At 53.9% G+C, this 21,793-nt stretch carries 13 protein-coding genes and 3 tRNA genes; 10 read left to right on the top strand and 6 right to left on the bottom strand.

Going from position 1 to position 21,793, the window contains the following annotated elements; all coding sequences use genetic code 11:
- Position 1: 1 nt before the first annotated feature.
- The 5 genes from E2566_RS05230 to E2566_RS05210 all read left to right on the top strand — a co-directional run bounded on the left by E2566_RS05230 (position 2) and on the right by E2566_RS05210 (position 5,710).
- A complete protein-coding gene (locus E2566_RS05230; RefSeq protein ID WP_107171146.1) occupies positions 2 to 937 on the top strand; it encodes an ABC transporter permease in 936 nt (311 codons plus the stop codon).
- Complete coding sequence (locus E2566_RS05225; RefSeq protein WP_107171147.1) at positions 934 to 2,661, top strand: ABC transporter ATP-binding protein; 1,728 nt, start codon at positions 934 to 936, stop codon at positions 2,659 to 2,661. Before E2566_RS05230 ends, E2566_RS05225 begins: the two co-directional genes overlap by 4 nt.
- A gap of 49 nt (positions 2,662 to 2,710) precedes the next feature.
- Positions 2,711 to 3,913, top strand: coding sequence for a M20 aminoacylase family protein (locus E2566_RS05220; RefSeq protein WP_420892586.1), 1,203 nt, complete (start codon positions 2,711 to 2,713; stop codon positions 3,911 to 3,913).
- A 113-nt stretch (positions 3,914 to 4,026) separates the two neighbouring features.
- Positions 4,027 to 4,719 carry a TetR family transcriptional regulator gene (locus E2566_RS05215; protein WP_107171149.1) on the top strand — a complete coding sequence of 231 codons (693 nt, stop codon included), beginning with the start codon at positions 4,027 to 4,029 and terminating at the stop codon, positions 4,717 to 4,719.
- Positions 4,720 to 4,792: 73 nt separating this feature from the next.
- Positions 4,793 to 5,710: a 4-hydroxy-tetrahydrodipicolinate synthase family protein gene (locus E2566_RS05210; protein ID WP_107171150.1), complete on the top strand. Its 918-nt coding sequence runs from the start codon at positions 4,793 to 4,795 to the stop codon at positions 5,708 to 5,710.
- A 96-nt stretch (positions 5,711 to 5,806) separates the two neighbouring features.
- Here the strand turns inward: E2566_RS05210 and mltA are convergent, their stop codons facing one another.
- Positions 5,807 to 6,937, bottom strand: coding sequence for a murein transglycosylase A (gene mltA, locus E2566_RS05205; protein ID WP_107171151.1), 1,131 nt, complete (start codon positions 6,935 to 6,937; stop codon positions 5,807 to 5,809).
- 268 nt (positions 6,938 to 7,205) lie between these two features.
- Here mltA and E2566_RS05200 point away from each other — a divergent pair.
- From E2566_RS05200 to E2566_RS05190, 3 genes are all read left to right on the top strand, one after another.
- Positions 7,206 to 7,282: transfer RNA gene (locus tag E2566_RS05200), tRNA-Met, on the top strand.
- A gap of 48 nt (positions 7,283 to 7,330) precedes the next feature.
- Positions 7,331 to 7,407 (top strand) — tRNA-Met (locus E2566_RS05195).
- A 47-nt stretch (positions 7,408 to 7,454) separates the two neighbouring features.
- Positions 7,455 to 7,531, top strand: a tRNA-Met gene (locus E2566_RS05190).
- 179 nt (positions 7,532 to 7,710) lie between these two features.
- Here E2566_RS05190 and amiC read toward each other — a convergent pair.
- Positions 7,711 to 8,955: an N-acetylmuramoyl-L-alanine amidase AmiC gene (amiC, locus tag E2566_RS05185; protein ID WP_107168116.1), complete on the bottom strand. Its 1,245-nt coding sequence runs from the start codon at positions 8,953 to 8,955 to the stop codon at positions 7,711 to 7,713.
- Positions 8,956 to 9,214: 259 nt separating this feature from the next.
- Here amiC and argA point away from each other — a divergent pair, with 259 nt between their 5' ends.
- Positions 9,215 to 10,558: an amino-acid N-acetyltransferase gene (gene argA, locus E2566_RS05180; protein ID WP_168444496.1), complete on the top strand. Its 1,344-nt coding sequence runs from the start codon at positions 9,215 to 9,217 to the stop codon at positions 10,556 to 10,558.
- Between the two features lie 63 nt (positions 10,559 to 10,621).
- On the opposite strand, the gene E2566_RS05175 is transcribed toward argA, so the two are convergent.
- Positions 10,622 to 11,818 carry an L-talarate/galactarate dehydratase gene (locus E2566_RS05175; protein ID WP_107168118.1) on the bottom strand — a complete coding sequence of 399 codons (1,197 nt, stop codon included), beginning with the start codon at positions 11,816 to 11,818 and terminating at the stop codon, positions 10,622 to 10,624.
- Positions 11,819 to 12,144: 326 nt separating this feature from the next.
- Here E2566_RS05175 and E2566_RS05170 point away from each other — a divergent pair, with 326 nt between their 5' ends.
- On the top strand, positions 12,145 to 13,167 hold the full coding sequence (locus tag E2566_RS05170; protein WP_107168119.1) for a LacI family DNA-binding transcriptional regulator: 1,023 nt from the start codon (positions 12,145 to 12,147) through the stop codon (positions 13,165 to 13,167).
- A 141-nt stretch (positions 13,168 to 13,308) separates the two neighbouring features.
- On the opposite strand, the gene recD is transcribed toward E2566_RS05170, so the two are convergent.
- Genes recD through ptrA form a run of 3 tightly spaced genes read right to left on the bottom strand, consistent with a single transcriptional unit; the run spans position 13,309 to position 21,727 of the window.
- On the bottom strand, positions 13,309 to 15,174 hold the full coding sequence (gene recD, locus E2566_RS05165) for an exodeoxyribonuclease V subunit alpha (RefSeq protein WP_107168120.1): 1,866 nt from the start codon (positions 15,172 to 15,174) through the stop codon (positions 13,309 to 13,311).
- The gene (gene recB, locus E2566_RS05160; protein ID WP_107168121.1) at positions 15,171 to 18,782 is read right to left on the bottom strand and encodes an exodeoxyribonuclease V subunit beta; all 3,612 of its coding nucleotides are present in this window, start codon (positions 18,780 to 18,782) and stop codon (positions 15,171 to 15,173) included. Before recB ends, recD begins: the two co-directional genes overlap by 4 nt.
- Positions 18,779 to 21,727 (bottom strand): pitrilysin, encoded by a 2,949-nt coding sequence (gene ptrA, locus E2566_RS05155; protein ID WP_107168122.1) that lies wholly within the window; start codon positions 21,725 to 21,727, stop codon positions 18,779 to 18,781. The genes recB and ptrA overlap by 4 nt, the downstream gene beginning before the upstream one ends.
- Between the last annotated feature and the right edge of the window lie 66 nt (positions 21,728 to 21,793).

The following is a 21,793-nucleotide window of genomic DNA, read 5'->3' as shown; positions in this document are numbered from 1 at the left end:
TATGAATAACCTTTCTCCTGAAAACCTGGTGCCGAAGAAAGCCGCAGCAGATAGCGCTCGTTCAACATCAACGCGTCCGTTAAAAGCGCCTTTTCGCCTGTCACCGGAGGTGCGTGCATTTATCCGTAATCCCGCGGGGATGGCTGGTCTGCTGCTGCTGATTACGGTATTTCTGATGGCGACATTCGCGCCGTTACTGTATCCCGGCGATCCGCTGGATATGGTCGCCCAGCCTTTCTTGTGGCCGGGTGAGAATCCTGATTTCCCATTGGGAACCGATTCGATGGGCCGAGATGTTGCTGCTGGCATCGTCCATGGTTCACAGGTTTCCTTGCAAATCGGTTTCTCGGCCGTGATGGTCAGCCTGTTAATTGGCACCGTCGTCGGTGCGCTGGCGGGCTATTTTGGCGGTCGGGTGGATGACCTGCTGGTTCACATCACCGAGCTATTCCAGACCTTCCCGACCTTTTTGCTAGTCGTGGTATTGGTCGCCATCGGTTCCCCTTCGGTAACGCTGATTTCTCTGGCCATCGGTATCGCCGCTTGGCCGACGATTGCACGTCTGGTACGGGCCGAGTTTCGCTCGCTGCGTGAAAGTGATTTTGTGTTAGCCGCACGCAGTCAGGGATTTTCCAGCCTGCGTATCATCTTTCAGGAAATGCTGCCGAACGCGCTGCCGTCGATCATCGTCACCACGTCAGTCATGGTCGCCTCGGCCATTTTGATTGAATCCGCTTTATCTTTCTTAGGGTTTGGCGATCCGAACCGCGTGAGCTGGGGCAGCATGATCGGTGCTGGCCGAGAATCGCTGCGTACCGCTTGGTTTCTTACTGCCCTACCCGGCACCGCGCTGGTCTTAACCGTACTGTCACTGAATCTGGTGGGTGATGCGCTGAACGATGCCCTGAATCCACGCTTACGAGGGAGAAGCGCATGAAGCCGCTGGTCGATATTCAAGATTTACGCGTCGATTTTCCCGGCCATCAGGCCGTTCGAGGGCTAAACCTGACGATTAACGCCGGAGAAACGCTGGCGCTGGTCGGTGAATCCGGCTGTGGTAAATCCGCAACGGCGCTGTCCCTGATGCGACTGGTCGCCGAACCGGGAAAAATCAGTGGTCACATTCTGTTTGACGGACACGATCTGCTTACCCTGCCGGATCGCAAGATGCGTCAACTGCGTGGCAGCGCGCTGTCGATGATTTTTCAGGAACCGATGACCTCGCTCAATCCGGTGCTCTCTATCGGGCAACAAATTAGTGAAACCCTACGGCTGCATGAAGCGCTAACACCTGCACAGGCAAGGGCTCGCACTATCGAACTGTTAGATCTGGTCAAGATCCCAGAACCGGCCAGACGAGTAGATGACTATCCACATAACCTGTCTGGCGGCCAGCGTCAGCGCGTCATGATTGCCATGGCGGTGGCGTGCCGTCCGCGCTTGCTGATTGCCGATGAACCAACCACCGCGCTGGACGTCACTATTCAGGCACAAATTCTGGCGCTGCTGGATAATTTGCGGCGTGAATTCTCGATGAGCCTGCTGCTGATTACCCACGATCTTGGACTGGTTGCACAATGGGCCGATCGTGTGGCAGTGATGTATGCCGGGCAAAAGGTAGAAGAAGCACAGGCAGTTGACCTGTTTCAGTCATCCACACACCGTTTCGCCCCCAAGCACAGCTACACGCACGGGCTGTTAGCAACATCGCTGCACATGGATCAGGACAGGCATTACCGTACGCATCGGCTGGCGGAAATCCATCACGCACCGACGGACGGAGGCGCCGATTTTACACTGCTGACGCCACCCAGCTTGATTCACCGAGCTACCGACACGAATCAGCAGCCGCTGCTCTCGCTGAAAAATATTCAGACCCGCTATTCAACACCACAGGGCAAGGTGCTGGCGGTTGACGATGTTTCACTGACTATTTTACCCGGTGAAACGCTCGGTCTGGTGGGCGAATCCGGCTGTGGCAAATCGACCCTGTCCAAAACCATTCTGCGTCTGTTACCACCGTCACACGGGCAGATCGTTTTTGATGGGCAAGACATCACCACGCTAAAAGAATCACGGTTGAAAGCGTTACGTCAGCGGGTACAGATGATATTTCAGGACCCCTACGCCTCGCTGAACCCACGCCACAGTATTCAGCATATTCTTGAAACAGCGCTGATTGTGCACGGCCTTGGCGATCGTCCGCAGCGACAGCAGGCGATCAACACGATCATCGATCGCGTCGGTCTGCCGCAAAGCAGCCTGAATCGCTATCCCCATGAGTTTTCCGGTGGGCAGCGTCAGCGTATCGGCATTGCCCGTGCGCTGGTGGTGCGTCCTTCATTGGTGATTTGCGACGAACCCGTATCTGCACTCGATGTCTCTATTCAGGCACAAATTCTCAATCTGCTGGTGGAGTTAAAAAACGAAATGGGTCTGTCGCTGCTGTTTATTTCCCACGACCTTGCAGTGGTGCGTTATATCGCCGACCGGGTCATGGTGATGCAAAACGGGCGCTGCGTGGAAAGCGGCGATCACCACAGCATCTGGCATCAGCCACAGCATCCGTATACCCGCAAACTGATCGATGCCGTCCCCGGCGGCGGGCAGCGCGAAGCGTCTGTGTCCCCACAGCCGATGAGCAGGCAGGCGCATGGATAAGCACAGTGAACGACAAGTGAGTACCTCGACCTTTATTGACCAAACGGTAATGGAATCGGTCATTCAGGATTTTTTACCTGAGCTGGTTGCGATTCGTCACCATATTCATCAACACCCAGAAATCGGCTTCGAAGAATTTGCTACCGCGCAATTGGTGGCAGAAAAACTGACGGCATGGGGGCTTGCTGTCACTACAGGCATCGGCGGTACGGGCGTGGTCGCGACCTTACGCGGCCGTTATCCCGGTGAAGATAGCATCGGCCTGCGGGCAGATATGGATGCGCTGTATATCAGTGAAAAAACGGGTCTGCCGTATGCCTCGGTGCATGCTGGAAAAATGCACGCCTGTGGACATGATGGACACACCACCATGCTACTGGGTGCCGCACGCTATTTGTCTCTACACCCCGATTTCGCAGGTACCGTGCACTTTATTTTCCAACCGGCAGAAGAAGGATTAGGCGGCGGGCTTGCAATGTTAAATGATGGCCTGCTGACCGCGTTCCCCTGCAATCGACTGTTTGGCCTGCATAACAAGCCCGGTATCGAGGTCGGTAAGTTCGCGATTCGCAGCGGCCCGATGCTGGCGGCCAGCGACACCTGGCAGGTCACGTTTCACGGCACCGGCGGACACGGCGGTTCAGGCGTTCACCTTTCTATCGATCCAACGTTGCCCGCCGCACAATTTATGCTAGGTCTGCAAACCATCGTCAGTCGCAATGTCCCTGCCATGGACGCGGCGGTGCTCAGCATCGGCCATGTTCAGGGCGGCGATATCCATGCCCCGAACGTTATCCCCGATAGCGTCATCCTTAAAGGAACCGGACGGAGCTACTCGCCGAGCGTTCGCGATCTACTGGAAACACGCCTGCGAGAACTGGCGCACAGCACCGCACAGGGTTTTGGTGCCACGGCCGACGTGCACTACGAACGGCAATATCCCGCGCTAGTTAACGATACACACGCCACGCAGCTCGCCGTTAATGCTGCCGCGCAGGTGGTTGGACTCGAACAGGTGGAAACCGCCATGACGCCGCTGCTGGGCGCAGAAGACTTTGCCTACATGCTGGAGCAGCGCCCCGGCGCCTTCATGATGCTGGGAAACAGCAACAAAGGTGCGGCCAACGTGCATCACCTACATACCCCACACTACGACTTTAATGATGCTCTGATCCCATTAGGTATCCGCTATTGGGCAACCCTGGTTTATCAAGAACTGGGTTTATCAAGAACTGGGTTTATCAAGAGCTAGGGTTATCAAGGCAGGGTATAGGCAAGAACGACAGCGCATTACCCCACGATCTAAACATAACAACGCATGGCGGCTGCGCACCCGACGTCGAGCGAGAGTCAAAAGGATGAATCATGGTGGAGTTATTGAAAACCAAAGCGCAAAGCAAAGAAAAAGAAGCGGACATCAAACAGCGCATCCTGCGTGAAGCCATCACAATCTTCGCCTGCAAAGGGAGTGAACTGACGACTATTCGTGAAATCACCGAAGCCACCAACGTAAACGTGGCATCGGTGAATTATTACTTTGGTTCGAAAGAAGGATTGCTGCGTGCCGTGCTGGACCATGTTCTCGGCCCGCTAAATGACGAAAGAACGCGACTGCTGGATGAGGTAGAGAAAACCAATCAGGGTGATGATCTTCCCGTTGCCGCGCTGCTGGATGCGCTACTGCGCCCGCTGGTTAAAACAGCGCGCACACCCGATGGGGGTCGCATCGTCGTGCGCCTATTACAGCACCTGCGCGCGACGCCGGGTCTGGAAGTCACCGCCCTGCTTTCGGCGCAGTTCGATCAGGTCGCCCACCGTTTTATCGATGCCTTTACGCGTGCGTTGCCCGCGTTGTCACGCTCAGAGGTAATCTGGCGCTATGAATTTGCCCGCGGAGCCGCCATGCACGTGCTAACCGATGCCGATCCGCGTTCTGGCCGTCTGGCGCTGCTCTCTAAAGGGCTATGTGACAACCGCGATGACGACCGCGTGCTGTCGCACTTATTACGTTTTGTCGAGGCCGGCTTTACCGCCGAACCGCTGACTGAGGCCTCCTAACTCCGCACTGATAGCGAGTCATCGTTCTGATCTTTATTTATCCGTAGTACGCATAAACCGACAGGAAACAGATATGAGCAGAGAAAAAATTGAAGGGTCATTTGTTGCCCTCATCACGCCTTTTAATGACGATGGTAGTGTGGATTTCGGCGCATTTGAGGCGTTATTAAAATTCCAGGAAGACAACGGTACGGCTGCCGTTTTGATTATGGGCTCAACCGGGGAAGTTTCTATGCTGTCCCCAGACGAGAGAAAAGCGATCATCCACCGTACCGCACAATACAGCAGCAGCAAAATGAAGCTGTTCTACGGTTGCACCGGTAACAATACCGACACCACCATTGACTATGTTCGCTATGCGCATGACAACGGTGCAGACGGTGCCATTATCGCCGCACCCGCTTATATCTGTGCCAGCGAGAGCGATATCGAAAGCTACTTTCTGGAAATTGCAGACGCGACCGATTTGCCATTGGGGATCTATAACAACCCACCACGCGTGAAAACGGATCTGCACTGGACGTCGCTGCTGCGTATTTTCAAACATCCGAACTACGTCATTCATAAAGAATCCACGACTCGCGTAGGTCAGGTCGCACAGGTTCTGGCGGGGAATCCTGATGTTTCAGTGATGTGCTGCGACTCGCCCAACCTGGGTCTGGTGGTGCCAACGATGTCGCTGGGAGGCCATGGGACCGCCAATATGACGGGCAATATTGCACCGGCAGAACTGGCCGAAATTTCTCGTCCGTGGAAAAACGGCGAGGATGCGGAACGCTTCCGTAAGGCCTATCAGCATTTATTGCCTCTGCTGCATTACACCTACTCGGCTATCAATCCAGTGGCAGTGAAATCATTGATGAAGGCGGTAGGTTTACCGGCAGGTAGCCTGCGTCGTCCACTGCGAGGATTACAGGGTGAGGCGTTGGATTCAGGTGTTCGCATCGTGAACGAATTAGGGCTGAGCAGCAAATATGGCTTTAAAAGCTGATTCTCTTCTGGGCATTAGCGTGTAGAACGCGAGGCGTTTATCTCAGAAGTGGCGTCAATAGAGAGCCACTTCTGAGATGTCAAACGAAAGGGATCGCTACTGCGGGTTACTGACTAACAGCGAACCTGAACCGTTCACCATACTGGTTTGCCCATTCTTCAACACCCAGACCCGACCATAGTGGTTATAGAAACCCGCCGAGTGCCCCGCATCCGGCCCAATGCCCTGATACATATCGAAGTGCTGACCTTTAATCGCGCCCCCGACATCCAACGCAACCATCAGGCGCATTTCATACTTGCCGGTAAATTTGCCAACGTTATCCAGCAGCGGCACTTCCATTAACAACGCCGTGCCTGCCGGAATCAGCGAGCGATCGGACGCGACGGAAGCCTTCGCCACCAGCGGTACAGCGCTTGCTCCTTTCACAGGTGCAGACATCATCGGTTTAAAGAACACAAAAGACGGGTTCTGCTCAAACAGCTCACGCACTTCATATTCGGAATGCTGCTCTGCCCATTTGCGAATGGCCTGCATAGACATCTCTTCACGTGGCACTTCTCCACGATCGATAAGCACCTTACCAATACTGCGGTAGGCATGACCGTTTTTGCCTGCATAGCCAAAGAACGTCAACGGGCGTCCATCGCCAAAATCAATATAAGCGCTGCCCTGCACTTCCATCATGAAGTTATCAACCAGCGAATTGGTCCACGCGAGCACCAGACGCTCATCCAGCGCACCGGAATAAATTCCGGCACGATCAGGCAGGCGGCGATTATTTTTACCCTTTGATGGCATGGCATATAAAGGATGGCGAAATTCTCCCTGACGGGTGTGGCGCGCCTGCAATACTGGCGTGTAGTAACCGGTGAACTGCACGTTACCAAAATTATCAACGCCTTCCATCTGCCAGGCGTTCAGACCAAATTTACTCAACTCGCGAGTATCCGCCCCTGACATCATCCAGTTTTCGATCGCCTGAAAGATGGTGTTGTTGCGCGCATAAAGATTCGGTGACGCCGACCGAATTTCCGCAACCTGGGTCATGAAATCCCGCGCGTTGACAGGTTTCCCTTTGGCATTCGGCTCATTCACCAATTCCAAAGGCTGGTTGAGGTGACCATCTTTATATTGCTGCCCGCGATCGGTTGGCCTGGATTGGCACCCCGCCAGAATGGCAATGACCACTGCGGTCAGCACATATCTTCCCCACCGTCCCTTCATCTTTTGCGCTCGCTTTTTACATCAAAAATTTACCGTCGAACGATAACAAACGCCTATCGAGAAAGGAATGGGATAGCGCATAAATCAATAAGGTAAGGAAAGAGGTTCAGCATACGGCATCGCAAAAAGCTATTTTCTGTAAATCGCCCACCGCGCTCACAAAACGACCCATCAGGCGGTAAATCAATCACCTAATAGACAAATTCAGCGCTTTTTACAGAAATAGGTTGCATCAATGTTCATGGAGAGTATAGTGCGCATCCACGGACGCGGGGTGGAGCAGCCTGGTAGCTCGTCGGGCTCATAACCCGAAGGTCGTCGGTTCAAATCCGGCCCCCGCAACCAATTGATGTGAGTCGTCCATCAAAAATAGTGAAGATAAGTCAGTACGGACGCGGGGTGGAGCAGCCTGGTAGCTCGTCGGGCTCATAACCCGAAGGTCGTCGGTTCGAATCCGGCCCCCGCAACCAATTGATGTGGGTCGTCCATCAAAGCAGTGAAGATTAGTTATGACGGACGCGGGGTGGAGCAGCCTGGTAGCTCGTCGGGCTCATAACCCGAAGGTCGTCGGTTCAAATCCGGCCCCCGCAACCAACTAAGACTACGTCTAATTAAGAACCAAGCGATAAAGCACCTTAACGGGTGCTTTTTTGTTTTATAAGCCAGATTTTTCTACCTATTTTACTTCAGCACACAACGTTCAGAGAAAATGTGTCTGAACCGCGCCGCCAACGCGCGGTTATTACGTAACAGTTACGATCCCACCATACCGACTACCGTTCAGCCTGGCTGGCAAAATAGGCTTTAATTCCTGAAAAAATGGATTCGGCGATCTGCTGCTGAAAATGGCTGGTGCGCAGCTTGCGTTCCTCTTCCAAATTACTGATAAATGCCGTCTCAACCAGAACAGAAGGGATATCCGGGGCTTTAAGTACTGCAAACCCGGCCTGATCGACGCTATTTTTATGCAGACGATTCACCTTGCCCAGTCGAGTCAGGATCTCTTTACCAAACTTCAGGCTGTCGCCAATCGTCACGGTCTGCACCAGATCGAACATGGTGTGATCTAAATAGCGATCGCCACTCATGCTTACCCCACCGATCAAATCCGATTCATTCTGGGTCTCCGCAAGAAATCTGGCAGCAGTGCTGGTTGCCCCTTTCTTCGAGAGTGCAAAAACCGACGAGCCTCTTGCCGATCGATTGGTAAAGGCATCCGCATGAATCGAAATAAACAGATCGGCACGTTGCTTACGCGCTTTTGCCACACGCACACGTAGCGGAATGAACACATCTTCATTGCGCGTCATATACGCTTTCATGTTGGATTCATTATCGATCAACTTGCGCAGGCGACGGGCAATTTGCAACACGATGTCTTTCTCGCGCGTTTTGTTCTTGCCAATCGCGCCGGGATCTTCACCACCGTGACCGGGATCGAGCATAATAATCAGCGGGCGATCCCGCCCCGCTTTCCCGGCTTTCGGCGCTTCTGCTGGCAGCGTGCGCTCCAGTTCGCCTTTGTTATAATCCTCTAACAGCGCCAGCAGCGGATCTTCTTCGTTGTCATAGCGCCCTGCCGCAGGATACAAATCCAATACCAGACGGTGCTTAAATTCGGCCACCGGTCCCAGCGTAAAGACTTTAGCCGTCGCCTGTTGCTTAAGCTCCAGCACCAAACGCACCGTACTTTTATCAAACTGGCCGATGCGTGCCTCTTTAATCAGCGGATCGTTATCCTGCTGAAACTGGCTGGCTATCTCCTTCAGTACGCTGTTTAGATGAACATTCTCGATATCCACCACGATGCGTTCAGGATTACTCAAACTAAACTGTTTATATTTCAGCAGGTGGTTGGATTCTAACGTGACGCGGGTGTAGGCGGAGGAGGGCCAGACGCGTACGGCGATGACCTGTGTGGTCGCAGCCATTCCTACACCGCTTACGCTTAACAGCCAGGTGGCTGCTGCGCTTTGTAATAGACGCCGCCGAGTCAGATGATGATTCGAATGAGACATGCCACTCCGATCTTATTGCTGTGCGCTATCCTGCATTATCGTGGTGCCACAGTGCTGGATATGCCATCAAAAAATGAATAAAGGTAAAAATTGTCAAAAACTTTAACGAATCAGCTCCGCCCTGTCATGCAAAAATCCTATTCATGCCTTATAACAGGCGGATATCATAAATTTGAAGCATTAACCTCGCTTTTTTGATTAATACTTCCTCTTGCGTTTTATGTCATAAAGAATAAAAATACAGAAATTACGAATAAAAATGCAAAGAGGGCTCGCAGTGAAGGAACGGAGTACAGAACTGGTTCAGGGCTTCCGCCATTCAGTTCCCTATATCAATGCCCACCGTGGCAAAACGTTTGTCATCATGTTAGGTGGCGAAGCCATTGAACATGCCAACTTCTCTAGCATCGTAAATGATATCGGGCTGCTACACAGCCTGGGAATCAAGCTGGTGGTGGTTTATGGCGCTCGCCCCCAGATCGATGCCAACCTGACAACGCACCACTACGAGCCTCACTACCATAAAAATACCCGTATCACCGACAGCGCCACGCTGGAGCTGGTCAAACAGGCGGCGGGTATGCTGCAACTGGATATCACCGCTCGGCTGTCGATGAGCCTGAACAACACGCCGCTGCAAGGTGCCCACATTAATGTCGTCAGCGGTAATTTTATTATCGCGCAGCCGCTTGGCGTTGATGACGGCGTGGACTATTGCCACAGCGGCCGCATTCGCCGCATTGATGAAGAAGCCGTTCACCGCCAGTTGAATAGCGGCGCGATTGTGCTGCTCGGGCCGGTTGCGGTTTCCGTCACGGGTGAAAGTTTCAATTTAACCTCAGAAGAGGTCGCGACCCAGTTAGCGATTAAGCTGAAAGCAGAGAAGATGATCGGCTTCTGCTCATCACAGGGTGTCACTAACGAAGAAGGCAGCATCATTTCTGAACTGTTCCCGGACGATGCGCAGCAGCGTATTGATGCACTGGAACAGTCTGGCGATTACCACTCGGGGACGGTCAGATTTCTACGCGGCGCAGTCAAAGCCTGTCGGAGCGGCGTGCGTCGCAGCCACCTGATCAGCTATCAGGACGACGGAGCCCTGTTGCAAGAGCTGTTCTCACGCGATGGCATCGGCACACAGATCGTGATGGAAAGCGCCGAGCAGGTTCGCCGTGCGACCATCAATGACATTGGCGGCATTCTGGAACTGATCCGCCCACTGGAAGAACAAGGCATTCTGGTCAGACGCTCGCGCGAGCAGTTAGAAATGGAGATCGACAAATTCACCGTCGTCGCACGCGATAATCTGACCATCGCCTGCGCTGCACTTTACCCGTTCCCGGAAGAAAGCATCGGTGAAATGGCCTGCGTCGCGGTTCACCCGGACTACCGCAGTTCATCACGTGGCGATATGCTGTTACAACGCGTTGCCACTCAGGCACGTCAGCAGGGCCTGCAAAAGCTGTTCGTACTGACGACACACAGCATTCACTGGTTCCAGGAACGCGGATTCTTGCCCGCCGAAGTAGAAATGCTGCCGAAGAAAAAACAAGCGCTGTACAACTACCAGCGGCGCTCGAAGATTCTGGTGCTGGATCTCTGAACGACTTCATTCGATAACGCTTCTCGTGGCCGACCGTAAAATCGGCCACGATCGTTTATCAATTTATGGCTGCTTGCCAAATTCACAGCTCAGCGTCGTCCACTTCCTTGCCTGCTCACTCAGCGTGAACCCTAGCCCCAGACGATCGGAGACCCACATGCGCCCATCGCGCAACTCTAGCTGCTCGTTGAAGAGTGGATTCAGCCACTCGAAATGTTCCAGCCAGGGTTCAATCGGGTAGGCCGCCGCCAGATGCAAATGCACTTCCATCGCAAAATGCGGTGCCAGCTTACGACCGTGCTTCGCTGCCAAATCCATAATTTTCAGGAAAGGAGAAATCCCACCTACTCGCGGCGCATCCGGCTGCACAAAGTCACTGGCGTTACCGAGAATCAGCTGTTCATGCTCGCGGAAACTGGTCAACATCTCGCCCGTGGCAATCGGCGTATCCAGCGCGGCCGTCAGCGCCGCATGACCTTCCACATCGTAGGCATCCAGCGGCTCCTCAATCCAGACCAGATTAAAGGCCTCCATCTTTCTCCCCATCCGAATCGCCGTTTCGCGATCCCACTGCTGATTGGCATCCACCATCAGCGGGAAATCCTCTCCCAACGCTTCTCGCACTGCCGTGAGACGACGGATATCCTCAGCCGTATTCGGCTGCCCGACCTTCAATTTGATCCCACCGATACCGCTTTCACGGGAGATCACGACATTTTTTAATACCTGATCCAATGGTGTATGCAGGAAACCGCCGGAGGTGTTGTAACACTGCACGGAATCACGGTGTGAGCCGAGCAGCTTAGACAGAGGCAGGCTCGCACGCTTGGCTTTCATGTCCCACAGCGCGATATCGAGCGGAGAAATCGCCTGTACTGCCATTCCGCTGCGGCCAACCGATGCCCCTGCCCACAGCAGTTTGGTATAGATCTTATCGATATCGTTTGGATCTTCGCCCAGCAGATTATCGGCAATCTCTTTCGCATGAGCATAAATGCCCTGTCCACCCGCCCGCTTGGAGTAGCTGAACCCCACCCCTTCAAACCCATCACGACTGCGGATTTCCGCAAAAATAATGGCGACTTCGGTCAGCGGTTTCTGCCTTCCCGTTAGTACTTTCGCATCGCTGACTGGCGTTGCCAGCGGCAAAAACGCCAGAGAGAGTTTTACCCACTCGATTCGATCGCCCGACTCGGCAGCCGTTCTGACGTTCGTGACTTTTGCATAGCTAACCGCCGCTGAATTTGCACTAATGGTCATATCCCACCTCGTAAAATGATTGCGATAACATTCATAAACAGAAGGAAGATAGCGGTAAACGAAGAAAAAACATGCAATGCAGATCACATAATAATCATTGCCACGATAAACCCGTGCATCGAGAGGCAAAATTAATGATTGCGCAATCACCACAAAAAGTAAGAGGATACAGCGGAAATACAGCCTGGCCAGCTCTGGCGCCAGCCCGAAAAAGCGAGACAATTCGGCAGGTTGTCAGAAACACAGGCGACTGGAAAACAGATATGTCATCAACGATAATCCCAAAACATGTGAATGTGCGCGCAACCTCAGAAGGGAACCCGTGATTGAAACGCGATAAGAATGCCAACATTACGCCACCGCGCGCGCCCACGCTGGAAGATGTGGCACGCGCCGCGGGCATTTCACCGATGACTGTCAGCCGCGCGCTGAACAACCCAAAAATTGTTCGTGCAGAAACGGTGAACAAGGTGATGGCAGCGGTCCGCGCCACGGGCTACATCCCCAATATGTTAGCGGGCGGGCTTGCTTCTCGGCGTAGCAAGCTCATTGCCGTCGTGGTGCCGCAAATCAATAACAACATGTTTGTTGATACCGTTCAGGCGATCAGTGATGAGCTGGCCACGCGCGGTTACCACATGCTGCTGTGTGTCGCTGGCTATACTAATGAGTCCGAGGCGGATCTTGTAACCACTTTGCTTTCTCGTCGCCCAGACGGCATCGTCCTCACCGGTATTCACCACACCCCCGAACTCAAACGCCTCCTCCTCAACGCCGCAATCCCCGTTGTCGAAATCTGGGATCTCACCCCAACACCGCTCGATATGCTGGTCGGCTTTTCCCATGAAAACATCGGGAACGCCATCGGAGACTATTTGCTCGGCAAAGGACATCTACGCTTCGGCCTTATCTGGACCGAAGACGCCCGTGCCGGATTGCGTAAAAAAGGCATCTATGACGTGATACAAAAACAGCCGGGAAGCGATGTGCGTGAAGCCATTGCCCCATGGCCTGCCACGCTGGCGCTAGGGCGACAAGGGCTGAGCGATCTACTCGCCGATGGAGAGGATTTTGATGCCATTATTTGCAGTTCCGATACGCTGGCGCAGGGGGCGATGATCGAAGCTGTATCCCGAGGGTTCACGGTGCCGAAGACGCTGGCAGTCATGGGATTTGGCGATCTTGATTTCGCCGCACACAACACGCCGAGTATAACCACGGTCAGGATCGACCGCTGGAAAATCGGTACCGATGCAGCAGCAATGTTAGCGGAAAAGATTGAGGGGAAAGACGTGCGAGCCCCCATCATCGATATCGGTTTTTCACTGATTGAGCGGGAATCCGCCTGACGTTCTATTCATTTGACGCTCTATTCATTTGACGTTCTATCCACCTGACGCTCTATCCGCCACACGTCAAACTGCATGTACGTTGGCTGCCTTTATCGACTCGGCCCGCCGTGGGCCTCGTCAGTCTGCAACGCAAATGCGTTAAGGTGTGTCGCCATTCATCAGTGCGCTAATTCTCTCTTTCAAGCCGCTATAGCGCTGCGTTGGCGTTTTCACCGCCCGACAGAGAATACGAACATCGGTATAGAGTGACAAACGCTGGCGCGCACGCGTGATGGCGGTATACACCAGCTCCCGCGTCAGCACGGGTAAGTAATGGTTAGGCAGCACCAGCGCAGTATGATCGAACTCAGATCCCTGCGATTTATGCACCGTCATCGCATAGGCCGTTTCATGTGGCGGCAGGCGACTTGGCGTAACATCCTTGGTTTCGCCATTCGGCAAGGGGAAAAATACGCGCAGTTCCCCATTTTCCCCCATCATAGCGATACCGATATCACCATTGAACAAACCCAATGCGGCATCATTACGTTCAATCATTACCGGTCGGCCAGGATACCAGCGATTAAGCGGATTACGACTGCGCTGAATCAGCCCAGACTGATGCAAAGCCTGCTCGATACGTTGATTCAGACCTGCTACACCAAATGGCCCTTCGCGCAACGCGCACAGCTGGCGATAGCGCTGGAAGGCAAGCAACACGACATCCGGTGTCGCTCCTGAAGCGATAAGCTGTAGATAATCACGATATCCTTCGACGCACTGTGCCAACATCGTCTGATACTCTTCGCCCTCGGCTAATGCGCTACAGGCTACATCGGCAAACTCACCGTTCAGCACCGCACGTACGCGAGCATCATCACCACCGTTCACCGCTAGCGCCAGTTGCCCAATACCAGAATTCAGATCGAAGCGGTAGCTCCGGCGTAACAGGCAGATGCTGTCACCGACCGTCGTCTGCCCTTCGGGACCACTGTCATCCAATATACAGCCTGTCAGGCGTTGCAACTGCTGCGCACGCGCACGACTATAGCCAGCCTCGGCGAAACGGCAGATGTCACCTAACACCGCCCCCGCTTCGACGGACGCGAGTTGATCGCGGTCACCCAGAAAGATAATTCTGGCCGGCACCGGAAGCGCGGCGATCACATTCGCCATCATCGGCAGATCAACCATTGACGCCTCATCCACAATCAGTACATCCAGATGCAGCGGATTTCCCTGATGGTGACGCAGGCGCTGGCTATCCGTCACCGCGCCTAAAAGCCGATGCAGTGTTGTCGCCTCTTGCGGAAACGCCTCTCGCTGCTGCTGATCTACCGCCAGACGGTGCAATGCCAGCCCCAGAGACTCCGTTAGCCGTGCAGCCGCTTTTCCGGTAGGCGCAGCCAACTGAATACGTAACGCATCTCCCGTATTCAGCTCAATCAGCGCCGCCAATAGCTTGGCAACCGTCGTGGTTTTCCCCGTTCCCGGACCACCAGAAATAATCGCAATACGGCGCGTCAAGGCAACAGCAGCGGCTACCTTCTGCCAGTCAATCTCTTCGCCCGAGTCAGGAAACAGCCGATCCAGAACAGAGCGGACCGCAGGTTCATCGACGGGTACCGCATCACGCTCGCTGGCAACAAACTGCGCTACATGCCCCTCACTCTGCCAACTACGCTGTAAATAAAGCTTTTCGCCTTGCAGCACCAGCGGCGTGGGTTTGCTACCGTCGCTAACGGCATTGGACGCCAGCAAACGCTGTTGCCAAGCAGCAACCGTGTTTAGCCCAATTCCTGCGAGCAACTGCTGCGCTAAGTCAGGATCGCGACCATCAAACAGCGTCTGTGCCTGCAAATTTTCCAGCGGTAAACACACGTGTCCCGCCCCCGAATGCGCACTCAGGCAGGCGGCAGCCAGCAGCAGGTCGGGCTGCGCCTCATCCGCCAACATTCTGGCAAACTGTATATCCAGCGGGCGCAGTAACCGCCGCGCCTGCGCCATTTCAAGTAAGGCAATCATGATGAAATTCCTGTGTCAGCATCATCAGGCGTCTTTCCCTCAAACTCATCACCTTTGAACAACTCACCTTTGAACAGCGCATCAAGCCCGAAAACAAATTCGGCGGAGGGGCGACAAGCAAAAATGCCATTACCAGGGTGAGATTCCTCTACGCCGCGTAAAAACAGATAAAACACGCCGCCAAAATGGCGCTCATAGTCATAATCTGCGATCCGGTGGCGTAGATAGCGGTGCAAAGCCAGCGTGTAGAGCTGGTATTGCAAGTCATAACGGTGCTCGGCCATCGACTGCGCCATCGCTGTCTGGGTATAGGCACTGGCATCAGGGCCGAGCCAGTTGGATTTATAGTCCAACAGGTAATAGCGTCCTTCCCAGCGGAATACCAGATCGATAAACCCTTTCAGCATGCCTTTAACCTGCTGAAAAGACAGCGCGGGACAGCGTGCGGATAGCGGGTCGTAGCGCTTTGCCAACCGATCGAGCTGCATCGCCTGTATCGGTGCCTTAATCGGGATATAGAACTGTAGTTCAGCCTGCTTATCCTGATTCTCCAGCGCCGATAGTGTCGTCCCTTGCCCGTCAAGCGGCGTGGTCAAAAGCGCATCCATCCACGTCTTCAACACCGGATGCCAGTGCGCTTCAAACCCCTGTAGCTGCAACTGCTCGGCCAGCCAGTCATCATCAACCGGTTGAGTAAAGTCCAGCGTTTCAAACAGGCTATGCAAAAACGTCCCCGGACTCGCGCCGCGCGGGAACGTATGCGGCGTCAACTGGGTTTCCCCCACTTCCTGACGTTCACCTATCGCTTCAATATCCAGACGTGGCACCAGATCCTGCGTGTTTGTGCTGCCATGTTGCTGAAGCCCCGAATAACTGGTCACTCGCCAACTGTCACGCAGTTGGCGTTCAATGTGTCGAGCCCGCAACGCTGTCAATTCCGGGCTATCAGGTAGCCAACGCAGCGCTTCCGTCGCCTGTAGCCGCGTCAACATGATGCCGTCCCCCTCCATCCCTTCCAGCTCGCTGACTAACGTGGCGGCCTCAGCTTCTTTACCCCGCTGGAGCAAGTAGCCCAGTGCGCTGTGGTGCATATCGCTGCTGCCATCTTTCTTACGCGACCGCTGAACGGGCGCAACACCAACGCTACAATGGTAAATAGAACGGGTTAATGCGACATACAACAGACGTAAATCTTCCGCCAACCGCTCTTCTTCCGCCAGCGTCTGGCTTTCCTCATTATTTTGCAAATCCAACACAGCCTGGTAGCTATCACGATCGTGATAAATCCCCTGATCCTGCACACGGAAATTACTGATGAAAGGCAGCCATACCAGCGGATATTCCAGTCCTTTCGATTTATGGATCGTCACGATTTGCACCAGATGGCGGTCGCTTTCCAGACGTAACTGCTGACTCTCTGCCTGCGGATTAGGCTGGACAATCTGTTGCGATAGCCAGCGCACCAGCGCATGCTCGCTATCAAGCGTTGCCGAGGCATCCTGCAATAATTCACCGATATGCAGAATATCGGTAATGCGGCGTTCGCCCTCTGTACTTGCCAGCAAATTCTCAGCCAGTTGATGCTGGCTCATCAACGCTCGCAACATCGGTAAAACGCCCCGCTGACGCCACAAAGCACGGTAGCCAGCAAACTCATCCACCAGCGCATCCCACGCTGATTCACTTTGCCCTAGCGCATCGACCTGCGCGGCATCCAACCCCATTAGAGCCGTCGCCATTGCGCTGCGTAAGGTGCGCTCCTGCTCCGGTGCCAACACCGCCTGTAACAACCACAAGAGATCGCTGGCTTCTGGCGTGCTAAACACGCTATCACGATTGGACAGGTAGACCGAGGGAATGGACAAACGGCTCAGCGCATCGCGAATCAGCGACGCTTCACGTCGACTACGCACCAGCACGCTCATGTCAGATGCTTTGACCAAACGCCGGGAATCGTCGGTTACCAACCAGGCTTCATTGCGCTGGCTGGCAACCAGCCAGTCACGAATCTGCGCCGCACACTGACGCGCCATCTGTTGCTGATAATCTCCCACGCCAATCGGTTCCGCGCCCGTTAGCCAGAATTGCAGTGCAGGCTGAGGCTGCCCGGCAACTTCAAACACCAAACCGCGCTTAGATTCAGCAGGGCTAACCGGCAGGAAAGGGATATTTTGAAAAATAAAAGGATGCTCGAGACGTTCGAACAAGCGATTCACGCCACGTACCATCTGATGAGACGAGCGCCAGTTCGTACCCAGCGTATAATGAGCAGCAACTTCTCCACGCGCGTGCATATAGGTAAAAATATCCGCACCGCGAAATGCATAAATAGCCTGCTTAGGATCGCCGATCAACAATAGTCCGCACTGCGGTTGCCCGACATAAAGCGTGCGGAAAATACGGTATTGTTGAGGATCGGTATCCTGAAACTCATCGATCATCGCCACCGGATAGCGTTCACGAATGGCGTCAGCAAGCCTTTCTCCTGCCGGCTGTTGCAATGCATCATCCAAACGGCTCAGCAGATCGTCAAACCCCAGCTCCGCACGCTGCCGTTTTTCTTCACGCACAGAATCTCGAATTGCCGACAGTGCACGTACAATGACCAAATCACGCAGCGACAGCGGTGCTGCAAGCAGTTGCTCCGTCGCTTCAAACACGGAATGAACCGGTGGATCACCTTTCTTCGTTTTCTCGATTAACGTTTGTTGGGCAAATCTCACCAGATCTTTCGGCAGTTGATAATCCAGCGTTAGCTGCTCCGCCCACAGCGTGACTTTCTGTAGCCAATTGGGGAGATGCTTACTGCTATAGCTGCGTTTATCCACACCAGATGCCACGATCAGCGCTTCCAGTTCCGCTGCTGACGCCAGCCAGTGCTGTTTATAAGAATCAATTGTCGCCACGATTCTCTCATGTCGACTCAGCAGCGTTTCTCCCTCTTCTGGCGGTAAGCGAAACACGGGGGCCTCGCCGTGCAGATAAGGAGCCAGGTCAGCCAGCAAATTCTCTGGCCCTTTCCACTCCAGGCCGACGATACGTGCGACCTCTACCGGCAACGGATAACAATAACGACGCCAAAAATCAGCGCAGGCCTGACGGCGCAGCGGTTGCTCATCCTCTATCAGCATCTGTTCAAACAGCACACCGGATTCAAATGCATTGGTGCTGAGCATGCGCTGGCAAAAGCCATGGATCGTGTAGATCGCTGCGTCGTCCATTTGTCGTTCGGCAGCCAACAACACATCGGCAGCCTCTCGATGATCCACAATCTCCGCCAGCAGTTGCGCTAGTGACGTATCCTTATGTTTTCCCGCCTCCTCACCTTGGGCACTTTTACGCAGGCAGGCGATGCGCAACGCATGGATTCTTGCACGAATGCGCTCACGCAGCTCTTCGGTTGCGGCCTCCGTAAAGGTCACAACCAGAATCTCCTCGACCAGTAACGGGCGCGGATACGCGGCTTGCTTACCTAGCCCCAGCAACAGGCGCAGGTAAAGCGCAGCCAGCGTATAGGTTTTACCCGTTCCAGCCGACGCCTCAATCAACCGCTCCCCCAAGAGCGGCAACGTCATGACGTCTAATGATTGCGGCGCGATGTTTTTCATTCTGCTGAAACCTTATCGACAGCTTCCGATACCGCTGGCTGTGCGGCAGGAGCTGGAATCATCGCGGGGGCTTTCTCACGCGGTAACGTTTTCTGCAATGACGACGCATCCGCATAGGTATGCCACCCTTTCGGAGCAGCGTAATCGGCTTTACCATGATGGCTACCGGAAACCTGCGACAGTACCGCCAGCCCTTCAGGCTTCAGCGCCTGTTGGAAGAAATCCGCCAGTTGCTTCACCGTCAGCGGCTTGATTTGTTCGAGCAGTTTCTCACGCGAATCAAAAGCAAAGTTTTCACGATCCAGATCGCGGCGCAGTCGGCTGGCCTCTTCACCCAATGTTTGTGGGCGCTGGCTTAGTTCATTCATCACGCCTTGTTTATACTGCGTGAACTCTTCTTCACTCATGTCACGCAGTCTTTTTTGCGCTTTTAGGAAAAAGTCTTCATAACGCTGATACAAATAAGCAGGTTGTTTGCTATTGCTTTGCAGCAGGAAGCCGATACCCATCTGTCTGCCCACGGACGTCGGGAAAGCAAAGACTGCGTAGCCCAATTGCTCTTCCGTTCTTAGTTGGCTGTAGAACCAAGGCTGGACGATCTGTCCCAGAACTGAGCCATAGGCCATGCTCTGCGTTTCCGAGTAGCCAGTTGGTACATACACCGCTGCTAACGCAGAATCCGTGCTGCTGCCCGGACGCTGTAGATTGGCAAGCTGCGGCTTACTGACTTTAACATCATCACTGCGCGACAGATTTTCACCATCGGCCTTCAAATGCGCTTTCAGCGTTCTCGCCAGCTCGGTGACGCGTTCTGGAGCCAGATTGCCGACGACCAGCATTTCCGGCGTAGCTTTTTGCAGCAGATCGTTGCGGTAGTTAACCACATCCTGCAAGCGAATATCCTTCAGCAGCTTACGGCGTTCACCGCGCTCGAAATAAGGCAACTGCGATATCGCCTGAACCGGCTGTAGCGCTTGTTCAAAGGCTTTTGATTTCTCAACGGCATCCAACTGCTGCAAGTACCAGGATTTAGCCTGCTCCAACTGCGCTTCCGTGGAGGTAAAGGAGGCATAGCCATCTGCCAACGTCAGTAGCAACTGTGGCAAATGCTGGGTATAGCCATCTGCGCTAATCACCAGACCATCATTGCTGCGGGTGGAAAAACTGATGCCGCCAATCGATGCCTGATAACTCAGTTCATCCAACGCCAAACCGGCCAGGTAATCGTTTAACGCGAACAACACCTGATTACGTGCGGTACTGCGCGCTTCCTGATTACGCAGAAACAGCGTGATTTCTGCTTTCGGCTCATCGGCAAAATAGTGACTTGGCATATACAGCACGCGCAACCCCGGCTGATTCAGCAGGAGTGTCGGTTTAGTCATCGCCTTATCCGCGTTGATCAGGGAGAAATCATCTGGGATATAAGGGTTGATCGTCGGCAACGACAGCGACATTTTCTGCCCCAGCGCTTTCCATTTAGCAAAGGTAGCTGACGGGATTTTATCCATCTCGTATGGCGCATCGACAAAATAGGCCACTTTATTATGCGGTTCATTCGGGCTGATGACCCAAACGCGCGCATTCTGCGGCGTCATCTCGTCCAGTCGTGCAGCGATAGCCTTCGGATCGTAGCGATCCGCCACATATTGCGCATCCAGCGTATGCTCAACTGGCACGCGCAGCATGGTATCCACCAACCATTCGATGTAATCCATATCCCGACTGATGGACGGATAGCGGAAATCCAGATCCAGAACATGTGCGATCTCATCAAAATAGCGCTGCTGAATCCCCTCGGTACGGATTTGTTGCAGATAACGGAATATTGCAGCGATCACCTCGTCACGCTGCGCTAAGCCTTTATCCGTCAGCGAGGCAGAAATCGCAAACATGCCACCGTTGCGGTCGATTATCGGTGAAGAACCTGCGCCGATAGACTCAACCAGCCCTTCTTTTTGCAACCAGTCGGAAAGCGTATTCTGGCTACGGTTGCCAAGCAGATAACTGATATAGGTATCCGTCTTGCTACGGAATTCCTGGCTAATATCGCTGACGCGAAACTCAATACGCAGCTGTTTTCTCGGTTGAGCCGGAACATAGTGAATCATCACCCCACGCTGCTTTTCCGTCGTCACGGGTACGGTAACGGCTGGAACACTCGCGTTGTGATTGGCAATACGCCCGAATGTGTCGGTCGCCAGTTTCGCCAACTCAGGCAAAGGCTGATTGCTGTAAATCACCCCCTTCATCAGATTAGCTGAGTAGTATTTCTGGTAGAACTTCACCAGCTCATCATGCAGTTTGCTGCCGGGTTTATCGCTCAGGGTTTCAAGATTGCCCCCCGAGAAGCGCGCACTCGGGTGCGCCGGATTCAACGTTTCCGCTCCGACCTGTGCCATGCGGTGACCGTCACGCGAACGCGCCATCGTTAATTCCGCATTAACCGCATTACGCTCGCGATCGGCATTCACCGGATCAAGCAGCGGTTCTGCAATCGCGTCAGCCATCCGATCCACAGCAGGCCGCAGCGCATCGTTTTCCACTTCCAGATAAAATGCCGTGCGGTAAGAGGCCGTGCTGGCGTTGTGACTACCGCCATGCTTTTTCAAAAACTCGGAGAGAGCCTCTGGCTCTGGATAACGTTTCGATCCCATCAGCACCATATGTTCGAGGTAGTGCGCTAAGCCCAGTTGATTATTGGGATCGTCCAACGAGCCAATAGGCAGTGCCAGTGATGCCAACGATTTGGGTGCCTGTGGATCGGAAACCAGCAGAACGGTCATGCCGTTATCCAGTTTGATCGCCTGATATTGCCGCGGATCTTTTTCGCTTTTTCGAATGGTCTGAGCCAGCGGCTGCCAGCCCGTTTCAGCCCAACTCGCCGGAAGCCAGAATGTGAATAAAAGAAACCACCCGGTAATCCAGACCCACTGTTTACGCATGCAATTCTCCAACCTCATATCCATCACTTTTCACGTTGCAGTGCGTTATCTTCTCGCACCTCGAAA

The organism is Pectobacterium punjabense, assembly GCF_012427845.1.
GTDB lineage: Bacteria > Pseudomonadota > Gammaproteobacteria > Enterobacterales > Enterobacteriaceae > Pectobacterium > Pectobacterium punjabense.
Note: the sequence above shows the minus strand (reverse complement) of the source record. Positions and strands in the feature narration are given on the sequence as shown.

Coding starts and splice junctions, on each gene's coding strand:
- E2566_RS05230 (WP_107171146.1), top strand. CDS start 2: ATGAATAACCTTTCTCCTGAAAACCTGGTGCCGAAGAAAGCCGCAGCA.
- E2566_RS05225 (WP_107171147.1), top strand. CDS start 934: ATGAAGCCGCTGGTCGATATTCAAGATTTACGCGTCGATTTTCCCGGC.
- E2566_RS05220 (WP_420892586.1), top strand. CDS start 2,711: ATGGAATCGGTCATTCAGGATTTTTTACCTGAGCTGGTTGCGATTCGT.
- E2566_RS05215 (WP_107171149.1), top strand. CDS start 4,027: ATGGTGGAGTTATTGAAAACCAAAGCGCAAAGCAAAGAAAAAGAAGCG.
- E2566_RS05210 (WP_107171150.1), top strand. CDS start 4,793: ATGAGCAGAGAAAAAATTGAAGGGTCATTTGTTGCCCTCATCACGCCT.
- mltA (WP_107171151.1), bottom strand. CDS start 6,937: ATGAAGGGACGGTGGGGAAGATATGTGCTGACCGCAGTGGTCATTGCC.
- amiC (WP_107168116.1), bottom strand. CDS start 8,955: ATGTCTCATTCGAATCATCATCTGACTCGGCGGCGTCTATTACAAAGC.
- argA (WP_168444496.1), top strand. CDS start 9,215: ATGCAAAGAGGGCTCGCAGTGAAGGAACGGAGTACAGAACTGGTTCAG.
- E2566_RS05175 (WP_107168118.1), bottom strand. CDS start 11,818: ATGACCATTAGTGCAAATTCAGCGGCGGTTAGCTATGCAAAAGTCACG.
- recD (WP_107168120.1), bottom strand. CDS start 15,174: ATGATTGCCTTACTTGAAATGGCGCAGGCGCGGCGGTTACTGCGCCCG.
- recB (WP_107168121.1), bottom strand. CDS start 18,782: ATGAAAAACATCGCGCCGCAATCATTAGACGTCATGACGTTGCCGCTC.
- ptrA (WP_107168122.1), bottom strand. CDS start 21,727: ATGCGTAAACAGTGGGTCTGGATTACCGGGTGGTTTCTTTTATTCACA.